Annotated in this window: 8 protein-coding genes, 1 tRNA gene, 1 rRNA gene and 1 pseudogene; 3 read left to right on the top strand and 8 right to left on the bottom strand. The window is 61.0% G+C overall.

Going from position 1 to position 13,864, the window contains the following annotated elements; translation table 11 throughout:
* The coding region (locus VLU25_17785; GenBank protein ID HSR69786.1) for a hypothetical protein at positions 1 to 701 on the top strand (701 nt) is incomplete at its 5' end.
* A gap of 267 nt (positions 702 to 968) precedes the next feature.
* Here the strand turns inward: VLU25_17785 and VLU25_17780 are convergent.
* From VLU25_17780 to VLU25_17760, 5 genes are all read right to left on the bottom strand, one after another.
* A complete protein-coding gene (locus VLU25_17780; GenBank protein HSR69785.1) occupies positions 969 to 3,725 on the bottom strand; it encodes an ABC transporter permease in 2,757 nt (918 codons plus the stop codon).
* Entirely contained in the window at positions 3,722 to 4,093 is a 372-nt protein-coding gene (locus tag VLU25_17775; protein HSR69784.1) for a helix-turn-helix transcriptional regulator, read from the bottom strand. Before VLU25_17775 ends, VLU25_17780 begins: the two co-directional genes overlap by 4 nt.
* 316 nt (positions 4,094 to 4,409) lie before the next feature.
* A complete protein-coding gene (locus tag VLU25_17770; GenBank protein ID HSR69783.1) occupies positions 4,410 to 5,123 on the bottom strand; it encodes a response regulator transcription factor in 714 nt (237 codons plus the stop codon).
* A 2-nt stretch (positions 5,124 to 5,125) separates the two neighbouring features.
* Positions 5,126 to 6,439, bottom strand: coding sequence for a HAMP domain-containing sensor histidine kinase (locus tag VLU25_17765; protein HSR69782.1), 1,314 nt, complete (start codon positions 6,437 to 6,439; stop codon positions 5,126 to 5,128).
* Between the two features lie 669 nt (positions 6,440 to 7,108).
* Positions 7,109 to 9,463, bottom strand: a complete 2,355-nt coding sequence (locus VLU25_17760) for a hypothetical protein (GenBank protein ID HSR69781.1) — start codon at positions 9,461 to 9,463, stop codon at positions 7,109 to 7,111.
* A 494-nt stretch (positions 9,464 to 9,957) separates the two neighbouring features.
* On the opposite strand from VLU25_17760, the gene VLU25_17755 reads away from it, so the two are divergent.
* Positions 9,958 to 10,767, top strand: a complete 810-nt coding sequence (locus VLU25_17755; GenBank protein ID HSR69780.1) for a hypothetical protein — start codon at positions 9,958 to 9,960, stop codon at positions 10,765 to 10,767.
* A 394-nt stretch (positions 10,768 to 11,161) separates the two neighbouring features.
* Here VLU25_17755 and VLU25_17750 read toward each other — a convergent pair whose 3' ends face one another.
* Positions 11,162 to 11,941: a type II secretion system protein GspG gene (locus tag VLU25_17750; protein ID HSR69779.1), complete on the bottom strand. Its 780-nt coding sequence runs from the start codon at positions 11,939 to 11,941 to the stop codon at positions 11,162 to 11,164.
* 1,266 nt (positions 11,942 to 13,207) lie between these two features.
* Between VLU25_17750 and VLU25_17745 the strand changes: the two are divergent.
* A pseudogene (locus tag VLU25_17745) lies at positions 13,208 to 13,393 on the top strand (tyrosine-type recombinase/integrase).
* A gap of 173 nt (positions 13,394 to 13,566) precedes the next feature.
* On the opposite strand, the gene VLU25_17740 reads toward VLU25_17745, so the two are convergent.
* Positions 13,567 to 13,642, bottom strand: a tRNA-Ala gene (locus tag VLU25_17740).
* Between the two features lie 121 nt (positions 13,643 to 13,763).
* Positions 13,764 to 13,864 (bottom strand): 16S ribosomal RNA (locus VLU25_17735); the annotation flags it as partial.

Genomic DNA, 13,864 nt, shown 5'->3' with positions numbered 1-13,864 from the left:
CTGAGGGACCCCAAGGACCCCAGGGCGAAATCGGACCCCAGGGACCCGCCGGACCTGAAGGACCGCAGGGACCTGCCGGACCCGAGGGACCGCAAGGACCCGCCGGACCCGAGGGACCCCAAGGACCCCAGGGCGAAATCGGACCCCAGGGACCCGCCGGACCTGAAGGACCGCAGGGACCTGCCGGACCCGAGGGACCCCAAGGACCCGCCGGACCCGAGGGACCTCAAGGACCACAGGGCGAAATCGGACCCCAGGGACCTGCTGGACCCCAAGGGCCTGCTGGACCGCAAGGACCTGCTGGACCGCAGGGACCTGCCGGACCCGAAGGACCGCAAGGACCTGCCGGACCTGAGGGACCGCAAGGGCCCGAGGGACCCCAGGGACCCGCCGGCGGCGTCGCCAACCTTCAAGTGATCACCAACAGCATAACGGGCGACCCCGGTACCCAGCCTCGCCAACAGGGAGCCACCGCCACCTGCCCCATGGGCACGGCGGTCATCGGCGGCGGAGCCATGCTGGCAGTGGTTGAAGCCAACGTGTCGCAGAGCGACAACCTGACGCTCTTTCAAAACGGTCCTTCGGGTTGCGCCGGTAACCCGCTGATTTGCACGTCGTGGACCGCCACCGGTACCGAGACCAACTCGGTCAACGGTACCTGGAGCGTGACCGCTTACGCGATCTGCGCCTCGCAACCCTAGTCCGCGATGCCGACGGGCGCCCTTGGCGCCTGGCGGCACCAGGACAGTGTTGCGCTTACGTGGCCGGCGCACCGCCCCAGTTATGGGTGCGGTGTGCCGGCCCCCGAGCGCTTCAGACCCTTCCAACCTTCCAACCTAAGACTGGGCAAGCCCAACGCCCCTTTCGCGCACGGAACCACGGCCGATGCTTGAGGCAAACTGCCCGATCGAGGTCCCGGCCAAGGTTTCCCCTCCCGCAGGCCTAGGCTGCCAGTTCCAACCGGTCCCTCATTCGCAACGCAAAGCCGCCAGCGGATCGACATGGCTGGCGCGGCGGGCGGGCAGGTAGCAAGCCAGAGCAGCCACCGCCAAAAGCAACAGGGCCACCAGCGAATAAGTCAGAGGATCAAAGGGCGTGACCTGATAAAGCAGGCCCGCCAAAGCCCGGTTGGCCGCCAGCGAAACCACCAGACCGATCAGGGCTCCCAGGCCGGCAAGACTCAGGCCTTGGGCGAGGATCATCCTCAGGACGCCCAAGCGGTCCGCCCCGAGGGCCATGCGGATTCCGATTTCCTGGGTGCGCCGCGAGACTCCGAAGGCCATCACGCCATAGACGCCGATGACCGCCAAACTGCTGGCTAAAACGGCAAAAAGCATCCAAAGCTGGGTGCGCAGACGCTGAGGCAGTACGCTGCGGTCCATGCGTTGTTGCATGGAATCGATTCCGAAGAGAGCTATGCCGGGGTCTTTCTCGGCAATCACCCGCCGCAGCGGTTCCACCAAGCCGAGAGGATCCGCGCGGGTTCGCAGCACCAACGACGTCGACGCCCAGGGCATCTGCGCGTGGGGAACGTAGAACTCGGGAGCCGGCTGGTCCTCATATCCCAGGCGAACGACGTCGGCGGTCACTCCCACCACCGTGATCCAAGAGCGTCCTCTGAAATAGCGGGTAGTGTCGAGGGTGCCGTCCACCCCTCCATCGCGCCTGAAGCGCTTGCCCAAAGCCGATTCCTGGGGCCAATAACGCCGCGCCATGGCTTGGTTGACGATGGCCACGGGCGCACTGGCCAAGCGATCTTCCCGGCTGAAGTCGCGGCCCTTCAAGAGGGGGATGCCAAGGGTCTCGAAGTGGCGTGGTCCGACAATGACGGTTCCTGCCCATTCACGCTCCCCCGGTTGCGGCTCCTGGCCTTCCACCACGATGGTCTGGCGGAAGGTATTGCCGGTGAACGGCAACGAGTAGGAATAGGAAACGCTCTCCACTCCTGGCAAGGCTTGAAGGCGGTCCACCAGATCCTCGTAGAATCCCACCACGGCTTCGGGCTCAGGATAACGCTCTTCCGACAGCGAGAGCCAAACCGTCAGCAGCCGGTCGGGACGAAAGCCGACGGAAACCGACGTCAAGCGAATGAAACTGTTGAGCAACAAGCCGGCACCGCTGAGAAGAACCAGGGCAAGCGCGATCTGGCACACCACCAGCCCCTTCTGCAGACGGGGACTGTCGGCGGCACTGCCTCTCCCTCCGGCCCGCAGGGCGGACTGCGGTTCCAGACGAGAGATCTTCAGAGCCGGCAGCAAGCCGAAGAGCAGACTGCTGAGCAGGGCGATGAGGGCGGTAAAGAGGAGCACCCTCCAATCGAGAGCGATTTCCTGGGAGCGAGGCAGCAAGCCTCCGCCCGCCGCGGCCAGCCAAGCCAGGAAAACCACCGCCAGCAGGACGCCCACCGAGGCCCCCAGTCCCGCCAACAGGACGCTCTCGGTCAGCACCTGCCGTATCAATCGCGGCCGGGAGGCGCCGAGAGCGTTGCGCAGAGCCATCTCCCTGCGGCGGGCTGCCGCCCGGGAGAGGGATAGATTGGCCACATTGGCGCAGGCGATCAACAACACCAGTCCCACCGAGGCCAGCAGCGTCCACAGCAGCGGACCCATGCTGCCGGACACAGCCTCCAGGCGGGGAACCAGCACGAGTTCGCGAGCCGGAATGGCCTGTTGCTGCTCGACTTGCCTGCTGATGGAATTGAGTTCCCCCTGAGCCGCTGCCAGCTTCGCCTGCGGATTCAAGCGGGCTATAAGCAAGAGAAACGTCAAGCGCCGGCCGGGATTCTGGATGCCGGCCCGCGTCAGAAGGTCGTTGCCCTGCAAGGCCGTCCAAAAGCGGGCGTCAGGATCAGGGAAATAGAACCCTTTGGGCATCACTCCGACGATGGTGTGGGAGAGTTCCTGATACTCCACCACCCGGCCCAAGACCTGGGGATCCCCGCCGAACTGACCTTGCCAGAGCCCGTAGCTGAGGATGATGGCGCGGGGCCCCCCTTCACGATCCTCCTCGGGCCGGAAGGACCGTCCCAGCAGCGGCTCCACTCCCAACAACGGAATGAGACTGGCCGATACCGCCTGCCCCCTCACATACTGCGGTTCTCCGCCTGCCATCAGCAGGGTGCCGTCCGACTCGTGGAAGGCTGCGATGTCCCCCAGGGCGCGGCTTTCCCGGGAGAAGTCCTGCAAGTCGAAAAAGGAAAAGGTTTCGTCGTGGCCCCGCTCCGTCGACTGATGGATCATGACCAGTCGATGGGAATCGGGATAAGGCAAGGGCTGCAGCAGAATGGAGTGGACGAGGCTGAAGATGGCGCTGTTGGCGCCGATGCCCAAGGCCAGGGTGAGGATTGCGGCCAGGGCATAGCCGGGCCTCTTGGAGAAGCTTCGCAGGGCGATTCGCAAGTCCGCCAGCAGGGATGTCATCAGATGGTCTCCTCTGGATCTGGGACGCCGCGGAGGGGGAGGTCCGGAACGTCCCGGGGATTCGTCGAAGCAGCTTTCCCGGCGCTCGGCCCAGGCTGTCTTGAGGATGTCGAAAACGGTGCGCGTCCAAAGGGCGGCTATTCCCAGCGCGCCGCGCCGCAACAAAGCCCGCCGGTAGCGGAGGCGGAAAGAGCGCTGCATCTCGCTTGCGAAGGTGCGGTGAAAGCGGTGCGGATAAAGGCGCAAAAGCGCCGCCAGGAGCTTCTGCGACAGACCCAGGCCCCAAGATCGCATGACCTTGCTCACGCTCCTCCGCCTTCGGCCAGCAGGTCTTTCTCGCGGGCCACCTCCAAGACCTCCTCCAGCCGGCGGGCCTCGGCCCGCGCCACCAGGCGGCCTTGCCGGGTGATCTGGTAGGTGCGGCGGCGTTGAGCCGGACTGCCTTGCGGATCGTCGGGGCCTTCAACCTCCTCGATGAGTCCGGCGGTCGTCAGGCGGCCCATCATCCGGTAAAGCGACCCGATCTCGAGATGAACCTGACCCTTGAGCTGCTCCTCGACCGCCTTGCAAATGCCGTAAGCGTGCAGAGGGCCTTCGGAAAGCACCAGCAGGACCTGGAAATCGGCGGGTTTCAGGGGTAGGAACTTGGAGACTTCGAGCTTCTTGCCGACCATTATCTGTAGTCTACTTATAAGAGGTCTACAGTGTCAAGGGGTTTGAGACGGGAGTGAGCGAAGGGATGGTGGAGGCAAGCGGGCTCGAACCGCCGACCCCCGGCTTGCAAAGTTCTTAACAAGCTATTGCAAACAAAAGACTTCCAGGGTCGCTCCTCCAAAAGCGGCCCCTATCCGGCCCCGGCCGGTAAAAACGGGCAACAGAACGCGCGACGTCCAGTTTGGAAAGCTGGCCAACTATTGAAAATAAAGAACCTATCGTCTATGGCCCCAATTCAATCCATCGCATCCAGTTGACAATACGAGACCTCCAAATCTAGCGGCGATTTTGTCGGCTCTCCACCGTCGAAGAGGACTCCTCGAAACGGTAGCCCACTTCCCGGATCGTGCGAATGAAGCGCGGACGGGAGGGGTCTTCTTCGATTTTGGAGCGAAGAGTATTGACGCAGCGGTCGACGCTGCGGAAGGTGACGTGGACGGAACTTCCCCAGACACTGTTGAGTATCTGTTCCCGGGTCACGGCCCGACCCCGATTGCGAAGGAAGAACTCCAGCAACCCGAATTCCTTGGGGGTCAACTCCACCTCCCCGTCGGGATGGCAGAGCCGGTGGGCAGCCTGATCCAGCTTAAAATGAGCGAAGGCGAAGGACTCCTGCGAGGCCTGTTTGCGCCGACGCATGAAGGCTTGCGCCCGCGCCAGCAGTTCGCGCACCCGGAAGGGCTTGGTGACGTAATCGTCGGCTCCCAGATTGAGGCCGAGGACGGCATCCGATTCTTCTCCCTTGGCGGTCAGCATGATGATGAAGGCGTCGCTGCCTTGACTTCGGATCCGGCGGCACACCTCGAACCCGTCGACACGCGGCAGCATAATGTCGAGCACGACCAGGTCGATGCCCGGGCCGATTTTGGCCAGAGCCACTTCCCCATCTTCTGCCGTTTCCACCTGAAAGCCGCTCACTTGGAAATTGTCCTTGAGCACGCGGCGCATGGCCTCGTCGTCTTCGACGATCAAGACGGTCTCAGCGGTCATCTCTAATGCGTCTCCTGCGGATTCACGTCCACCGGCAGGGCAACTCTGAAACGGCTCCCCTCACCAGGCCGGCTCAGAACTTGGACGGAGCCCCCATGGGCCTCGGTGACAAATTTGACAATGCTGAGCCCGAGCCCGCAACCGCTAGTCGGCCGCGACAAGCTCTGGTCAGCCTGGTAGAAGCGATCGAAGATTCGCGCAACGGTCCGTTTCGACAGGCCGATTCCCTGGTCGCACACCTCGATCCGCACCTCGCTCTCATGCTGCCAAGCTCTCAGCACGACCTCCTTGGTCCCTGGGCTGTACTTGCAGGCGTTATCCAGGAGATTGACAAGAACGATGACGAGACCGTCTGGGTCGGCCATGATCAGCGGCAAATCGCGGGCGATTTCCAGGCGCAACCTCCGCCCGGACGAGTCGAACAGATCAGATACGGCGTCCACTGCCTTCTCTACGATCTCCCCGACACTGACAGGCCGCATCCTCAGCAGGGCCTCTTTGTGCTCCAATCGGGAAAAGGTGAGGAAGTTGTCGATCAGCCTTCCGAGACGTTCGTTCTCCCTGCGAATCAGTTGGAGATAGTCTTCTACCGCTTCCTGGTCTTTCAGTTTCCCGCTCAGCAGGGTCTCAACCAGTGCCCGGGTAGACGAGAGCGGCGTCTTCAGTTCGTGTGAAACGGTTGCCACCAAGTCATTTCGGAAGCGGCTGAGGCGGAGTTGGGACAGGAAGTGGCCGGAAATCAAAAAGGCTAGAAGGGAGGCTCCGGTCACTACGGCCAGCGCGATGAACAGGTACCTGGTCACGCGGCGTTCGGCCTCGGAGGCGAAGGGGTCCCCGCCTCTAAGAGTGAGCGCGAGCCGCCACCCTGGGAAGTAGGAGCCCAGTTCTTGGACCAGGAAGGCCTGGCCGGAACGGTCCGACTCCTCGCCCGGAAGCAGGATTCTCACCTCCACATCGTCCTGCTGGAACTCCTCGTCCACCAACGGCTGCAGTTCGCTGCGCAGACGCCTTTGGCTAAAGAGCGCAAGAAGCGTTCCGCCCGACGACGAGACCGTGAGGACTCCAGGCTGGTCCAAGTCTGAGCGTTTCATGTCTTGGACGGTCGCAGCCTGCTCCAAGAACCGTCTAGCGAGTAGCTCTGCCTCCAGCGTGTCGAAGGACAGCGCCGAATCGGGAAAGAGATCGTGCAGCTCTCTCATTGCGAAGAGTCTCTGATCGGCCTGCAATTCTAGGTCGACATACTGGTTGAGCCGCTGTGCCAGCTCACCGGCCAGACTGCGGGCTTCGTCGGCACTGGTCTTGGCCAGCAGTTTCACGGCGAAAAGTCCGGCTGCAACCGATATCGAGCCGCCCGACTCATCCGATGTGTTCTGATAGCTTGGATGTCGGAACAGGTTGAGCAGGAGATTGAGCGCCGATCGGGTTCGGCCCGCTTTGCGGAGGCTGCGAGCCTGCCCCAACAAGGCCCGAGCCTCGACTTCCGGAGCTCGTGCGGCATTCGCCAAAAGGCTGTACTGGCGGGCGGCAGCCGGATAGTCTCGTTCGACAAACTCAACCTCCCACGCCGATCTGAAGGCGGCGGGGGAGGGGCTCACGCCCGCGTCCGCACTGTTGGAAGGATAACGAACCCGCCCCCCTTCTCCGAACACCACGAGGCTGTGGCAGAGGCCTGTTCGGACCAGCCTGGCGAAGAGGCCGGGAGCAGGCGTTGTGATGGCGGCTGAGTCGAGAGCCCTTGTCACCTCGGCCTCGAAATCCTCCAACCTCCTCCGAGCCTGTTCCATCTGACCGGAGTAGGCCGAGCGCAGCTTTTGGCGGGCAGCCAGCCTCTCATTCTCGACCGCCCGGTTGAGGAACCAGATGACGCAAACGACCGGCAGGAAAAGGGCAAGGCACAAGAGCGCAATCGCCGGCCAGGAACGCTCCCTACTGAGTAATGCCCTTGGTTTGCTCATTTCGTATCGTCTGTGGCTCCTTGAGCGGGCTCAATCGCGTTGATCGGCAAGCCAGAGTTGGCGTTGGAAAGTCGTTTCTTGCCACAATACCGTTTCTCCATCGGAGCTGAAAACCGGAACCGTCTGACTGATTCCGGAGGTAAGGTTGGGAAAGTTTTCGATCGTGTCCTCAGCCGCGTCAAAGTAAAATACACGCCACACGGATTCGGTCGATCCAGTGAAGAAGAAACGCTTGCCGTCGGGTGCCCAGCTTCCGCAGTACTCCCAGCTCCCGTCATGAGAAAAGAGCGGCCCCGAGATCTGACCCTCCAGGTCGACCTCCCAGTTACGGTTGTCTTCGTAGCTGAAGAAGGTGAGTCGATTCTCCCCTGGGCGCCATGCGGGAACACAGTCGAGCCAGGCATCGAACTCTTTCGTCAGGACGCGAGGCTGGCCTGGATTGGCAGCCTCAAACAGGAAGACATCCAAATCATCGCAGTCCCCTTGGCATCCCAAAGCGGCCAACAGCGAGCCGTCAGAGGACCACCGCACGGCGCCATAATGCCACTCCTGAAGCGCGCCGAGCTTTGTGGGATCTCCGCCTTTTACAGGAATAGTCATCAGGTCCTTGCCGACCAGATAAGCCAGGCGGGTGCCGTCGGGCGACCAGGCGATTTCGCTTGGAGCGGCGGCTCCGATGTCAGCGAGCCGCTTGGCCTCGCCACCCTGGCTCGGCAGGAGAAACAGTCCTCGACGCCCCGCGTCCCCCGAGATGAAGGCAAGCTGAGAACCGTCGGGAGAGAGATGCAAAGCTTTGCCCCAGCGGGGTCCGGCGATGGCAGCGTCGAGCAGTCGCCGCCGTTGTTCCCCCGTCTTGGACATTGAGTAGATGCCCTCTTGGCCAGGTCCCTCTCCGAGAAAATAGATGGTCTGCCCGTCGGGCGAGATCTCGCCGTTGGTGCCACGCGTCAAGATCGAGGCCGCCTCTGGGCGGCGGGCGGATCCGACCGCCAGTTTGGTTTGAACCTTCACCAAACTGAAAGCCAGGGTCCCGGCTTGTCTAGCCACCCGGGTCTGTATGGCAAAAGCATCATCAAAAAAAGTCACCTGCCGCGGGTCTTCTGTGCTCTTCTCTGCGCCCTCGAAGCGCAGCTTCCAGATGTTCCCCTGATCGTGGTAATAGAGCCACTTGCCGTCAGGCGACCAGCCAGGGGCGTCGGCATTGCGGCCACGGGGAACAGGACTGACCAAAGGCTTCTTGTTAAGCTGGGTCTTGTCTTTGCCGTCGGAGGAAAAGACCCAAAGGTCCCTGGTCGGCTCAGTCTTCGACGCGGGTGTGGTCAAGGCTATCCAGCCGCCATCGGGAGAGTAGGTGCCGAGCGAGATCTGGCGGAAATTCAGGGCCTTCGGCAAAGACAGGATTGCGGTCACCCGTTCCTTTCCGTCCAACCCCAGAAGGACGACTGCGTAGTCCCTGATGCGCAGGTAGGCAAGCCCTTTGCTGTCCGGCGTCCATCCGATCCACAACCTTCGATCTCGAATCCCAAGGGGATTTCCCAGCTTTCTCGGGCTCCCACCTCGAGCTGAAACGACATAAACCTGGGAGCGGTAGGCCTTCCTTTTTTCCTGTACAAATCGGGATCTGGGCACTGTGGAAAGATCGCCCTCGTAAGAATCAGCGACCTCCGACACCACGAACGCAATGGAGGCTCCGTCGGGCGACCATCCAACGAGTTTCAACCCTGCCTTCGCTCCTGGCTGGCCCGGCTCGGGCACGCCGGCACTTCCCGGTCCCCAGTCGTTCAACAGCGGCCGAACGCTGCTCTGCCTTCGGTCGGTCAGGTAAAGGGTGACGTTGGAGGTGCTATTGCGGGCTCCGGGGCCGCCGCTTCTCGCACCGGCCTTATCGGCGGGCCAAGGACCGAGGTAAGCCAAACTCTCGCCGTCAGGAGAAACGTCAAAGGAAAACGAGGAAGAATGTCCCACGTCCGTTGTTTCTTTGACCAGAGTATAAGTGGCGCCGGCTGAACTTTGCTTAGTCGGGGACACGCCCCCCTCCGGCAATCCGGCCAGAAGTCTCTCGGCCTCGTTGAAGACTGCCTCCTCTTCGGGGAAGAGGCGCATGACTTGGCGCAAGGCGGTCGATGCCTCAAGAGGCTTGCCGAGTTTCAGGAGGGCCAGGCCGAGGCGGAAACGGGCTTGGGCAAGCTGCGAGCGGGTCGCGCCCCTATCCTTGAGGATGACTTGATAGAGTTCAACGGCCTTGTTGAGATTGCCAACCGTCAACTCTTCAAAATAGGCCTCCTGCAATTGGACGCCGACGGGCTGGGCCAGCCCCTGCGTCCCCCAAAAAGCCAGGAGTGCAAAGGAAAGCAAATACCGGATCACTGTCGATTGTCGCTTCATTGTCGCTTCTCCTCGATGGATCGAGTCTCTTTAGGTTGAAGTCCACATCATGTGCGACATTAGCGGTTGAAAGTTACCCTTATGTTACGGCGACTTCCCCTTTTGTTCCTGAGGGGTGGTGCTCTCCTCCACACAAGTATATTGACAGACGACAATCCTGACGGCTTGGGAAATCAGCGGTATCCTGACGATGCAGTCAAATCGTTATCAGGTTCCTAAGCATCTGGCTCCGGGGCCGCCTATGAAAGCCCTGCAGGCGGAGCCCGTCGCCGGCCATCCAAGACATTCCCGTTTCGGTCATAGAGGGCGCTGTGGTCCTCCGGGCGGAGTCCAAGGAAAAAGGTCGAGGGGCGCCTCTGTTGAGACTTGCATACTGACGACCAGCAATGGTGGTGGTATCCTGGCACGAACCTCAGGCGGGTCAGCGGGTCCGTCTGGAGGTTGCTGGTCCTCGTGGTCGATTCTTTGCCGACTTTAACCAGTCTAGAAAGACGATGAAGAAGAGACGGACTTACGTAGCGAATCGGCGCACCGTTCGCGCAATCGCAGGCCTAGAGGGACGATACCGCTCTGAGTTCCTTGATTCCTCGCCGGGGCGCCTGGCCCTCCTTGACCAAGATTGGTTAGCTGGGCTTCTATTCTTTCTTGAGCACGTATATCCGCAGGGTCGCAACGACGATCTTTCTATGCGCTACTATAAGAGCGCCGAAAACGTCATCTGCAAGTGGTTCCGCCCCGTAGAATCGAAAGCCGAGGATGCGATCAAGGCATGCGCGAAACAACAGTGGCTTCCAACTCGCGCCTCGTGGTGGACGGACGGTTCATTCTCAAGTCCTCTTACCAAGGCGCTCTCGCGGGAGAATGCAGGGAAACGGAGAGACATAGAGATGGTGGTGGACTCACTCCGCTTTGTGTTAACCCTGCCTGATCGAAATCTAGTTCGTTTCTCTCGTTCTGAAGTGCGAGCTGGGAGGGTGACTGAGCATTACAAGCTCCTGCAAGAACTGCGGCAGGTGGGTCCGAAAACAGCGTCCCTATACCTTCGGGATCTTTGCACCCTCTATTCGCTGACCCCCGATCCGGAGCAACTTGTGAGCATCCTTCCCGTCGACACCTGGGTTCGCCAGGTGTGCGAGTGGCTGGGTGTAGTCAGCGCGGACGATACCGAGTCCCTGGTTCGGGAGAGGATCGTAGATCTCTGCGAGGCGGCAAGCGTGTCTCCAGCAGAATTCAACTGCGGTGCATGGTATCTTGGCCGTGGCAGCTTCCGTCTGTGTCTTGAATTGCTCGCGACTCGGAGCTAACCAAACGGTGCCTGTGTCACTGTCGTGGCACCCATGATTCACGGCAGCCCCCGATATGGACACGCTGGCCGTCTAACTGCGGCCGGAGTGAGCGGTGGGCACCAAAAAGTCTTGCAGCCTGAGTCGCGTGCGGGTCGGTTCAGCCGCTAGGCAAAGCTGGAAATGCCCATGAAGAACTCGCAGGCCCGAACCCGTTGCCGGACAAAGGCACTCCAGTTTCGGTCATAGAGGACGCTGTGATCTCCAGGGAGACTCCGAGCCTACAAGCCGAGGGGTATGCCTCGGTCAAGACTCTAGAGCCCCATACTGGCTCTATCCACCCTATCCCATTGCATCGGGCGGAGAGCGCCCTCAAAAAAGGAAAGGGATCTACCGGGCGCAATGGCAGCGTGCCTCATTGCTCGGAAACGGGCAAATAGACGGTAGGCACTTGATACCCATCGCCGACAATGCCAACTAGAACCAGGCGTCCCCTATCGGGAACCTCAAACTCAGTGCCGAACCTCCAAATCTCGGCCAACCTCTGATTGCCCAGCACCGGCAGCGGGAGCGTATTCCGGTCGCCTCGGTTTAAAAGGCGTCCTACCAGGAGCTCCATCTTCGACGTGTCTGAAGGCGAGACTCTGGTCACATGCAGCTTCATATTCCTACCCTCCGGGGAGACAGCGTCTTTGGGGGCGAAGCGCGAGAGCGGAATGGAAGGAAGAACTGCATCGGGGTGGAACGTCGCAGCGGCCTCACCGTTGCTCATGTACACGATTTCACTCAGATAGTCATTCGAGGTCATATACGGGCCATTCCAGCCTTCCACCTTCGGAGGCTCTTCGAGCAACGCCAGAAGTCCTTCACTTTCTAGCGGATATCGGCCGACGTCGAGACGAAACAAGTCTAGAGCGCCTTCCACGCTCAACAACTGAACGTTTAACAGCTCCGAACGCTGCCGATCGGCGAGACGCCGCAGTGCAGGTAACAGCCTTGCCGCTTCCGTTGCAGCCTCCGTTTCGCGATGTCTCTCCACCACATCGCTGGCCAACCTGAGGGCTTCAATATAGTCGCCTTTGTTTCTCCGTTGCAACGCCTCGTTCAGCAGTGCCCTGGCCTCCTGCTCCGAACCGGCGCAGGAAATAGCGGCGACCAAGCACAGGGCAAGAAATGAAATGCGGATGAGAGCCATTGAAGCGCTAATCCCCTTTGTCCGAGATTCCGAAGCGCGAGAGCCGCAATCGCGACCGTCTCGGGCCATTCCTGCTGCCTTTGAGGTATGAACTCAAGTATGGGGTCCCCATACTGACCCCGTCAAGCATGCTGAGCGCTCTACGGGCTCACAAGGCAGTGGGAACCAGGGATAGGCTGTCCGCCTTCAGAAACCCTCCGAAAGGAGTCAGCTTCCGGCAGGCGGCCCTTCCAAACCAACGCGCCCATAAGAAAACCTCGGTGGGGCTTCCGCCGTTCATCTTGCCCCCTGGACTAACGCGGATCTGGGAATGTTGCGGAAAGGGCGGCTTCTGCTCCCAAGGGTACAGCTAGTTCAGGACTGTCAGATCCTTTCGAGCACCAAATCCGTCCACGCTCTGGCCTCCCGATTAAGGGCGCTGAAACGTCTATAGAAGTAAGCGCTGCCGGCTATCCCAGACAAAAGTCTAGCCGAACCTATGTGCCGCCGCTCCGACCGACGGAGGTTTTGGCGGCTGCCCCGAGGCCAGCACGCTCCTAATTGAGACGAGAGAGCACGAGAACATCATGCAACCTGGTGGTCGCGCCCCTGGACAGATCTGCTTCCTGTGGGGATGTGGCCGCCTTGCTCCAGGAGTTGATCTCCAAGATCGGAGAAGAGGACTGGTACCACGAACAGGACTAAAGTCAAGAAAGCAGCACAATGCCCATTACCGAGCGCCAGTCTGAGCCGCATCCGAGACGAGGCCATCGCCGAGCTGCTGGCCTACCTGGACGTAGACCTGTATTTGAGCAAAAGCCAAGCCGCCTCCTACCTCTGCATCTCGGTCTCTTTTCTGGAGCGGCTGCTGCCCGAGATGCCCCGCTACCGGCTGGGCAGAAAGGTCCTCTTCAAGAGTCCGAGTTGGATGCCTGGATGGGCAGCCACCGCGAACAGCCATCCAGCCGCTGACGCCCGAGGAGGTAAGGCTTTTTCTCCGAGCCGTCCTGCGAGCCCCGCAGCACTACGCGCTTTTCTTATGCGCCGTCCATAACGGCATGCGCTCGGGCGACATCGCTGGCCTGCAATGGGGTGACATCGACTTCAGCGGCGGCTTCCTAACCGTGCGCCGCAGCAGAAGAAGATTGCCCGGATTATGCCGAGTCGAAAACCGCCCGGCTCAAGGCGCTGCGGGCCGAGCAGACTGCTGTCCAACCCCAAGTCGGCATAATTCTGCGCTCGGCATAATGACGTTTATTCCGATATCGGCATAAGCGTCATACGTTTGCGACCCTGCTCATCCAGAACGGCGAGCCCTTGGCCTACGTGCAGGACCAACTGGGCCATTCCAGCATCTCCATGACCGTCGACACCTACACGCACTGGATGCCCGGCTCCAACCGCCAAGCCATGGACCGGCTCCCCACCCTCGACTCACCCGGAGCCGAATTTGCGGAAGCTGAGCTCGATTGATCCCCGCAGCATCCGACATCCCATAGAGGTCTCCAATACCCCGGTTGAAGGAGATGCCCCTGTTCAAAAAAGCGACAGAATCCGGCCCCTATCCGGCCCCGACGCTTTCTCGGGCACATTAGAGGCCGAAGCGCACACAAGGCTAAACTACTGATTTCAGGGAAGATAGGGAGTGGTGGAGGCAAGCGGGCTCGAACCGCCGACCCCCGGCTTGCAAAGCCGGTGCTCTTCCAACTGAGCTATGCCCCCACAATGTCTGAAAGGAGATGGCAAGGCGAGAAGGGAAAGCCAGTGTTCTCAGACAACCGGACGGCAAGGTTGGAGCGTGGGGCGGGATGGCGTGCGGGATGTGATGCTTTCTTTCCGTTAGAAAGGAGGTGATCCAGCCGCAGGTTCTCCTACAGCTACCTTGTTACGACTTCACCCCAATCATGAGCCACACCGTCGGCGCCTGCCTCCCGAAGGTTGGCC

This window comes from Acidobacteriota bacterium (genome assembly GCA_035471785.1).
Lineage (GTDB): Bacteria > Acidobacteriota > UBA6911 > RPQK01 > DATIPO01 > JANQFM01.
This window is presented reverse-complemented; position numbering and strand designations above follow the sequence as displayed.

What these genes read in the sequence shown, in the direction of transcription:
- VLU25_17775 (HSR69784.1), bottom strand. Translation starts at nt 4,093, where the DNA reads ATGGTCGGCAAGAAGCTCGAAGTCTCCAAGTTCCTACCCCTGAAACCC.
- VLU25_17755 (HSR69780.1), top strand. Translation starts at nt 9,958, where the DNA reads ATGAAGAAGAGACGGACTTACGTAGCGAATCGGCGCACCGTTCGCGCA.
- VLU25_17770 (HSR69783.1), bottom strand. Translation starts at nt 5,123, where the DNA reads ATGACCGCTGAGACCGTCTTGATCGTCGAAGACGACGAGGCCATGCGC.
- VLU25_17760 (HSR69781.1), bottom strand. Translation starts at nt 9,463, where the DNA reads ATGAAGCGACAATCGACAGTGATCCGGTATTTGCTTTCCTTTGCACTC.
- VLU25_17750 (HSR69779.1), bottom strand. Translation starts at nt 11,941, where the DNA reads ATGGCTCTCATCCGCATTTCATTTCTTGCCCTGTGCTTGGTCGCCGCT.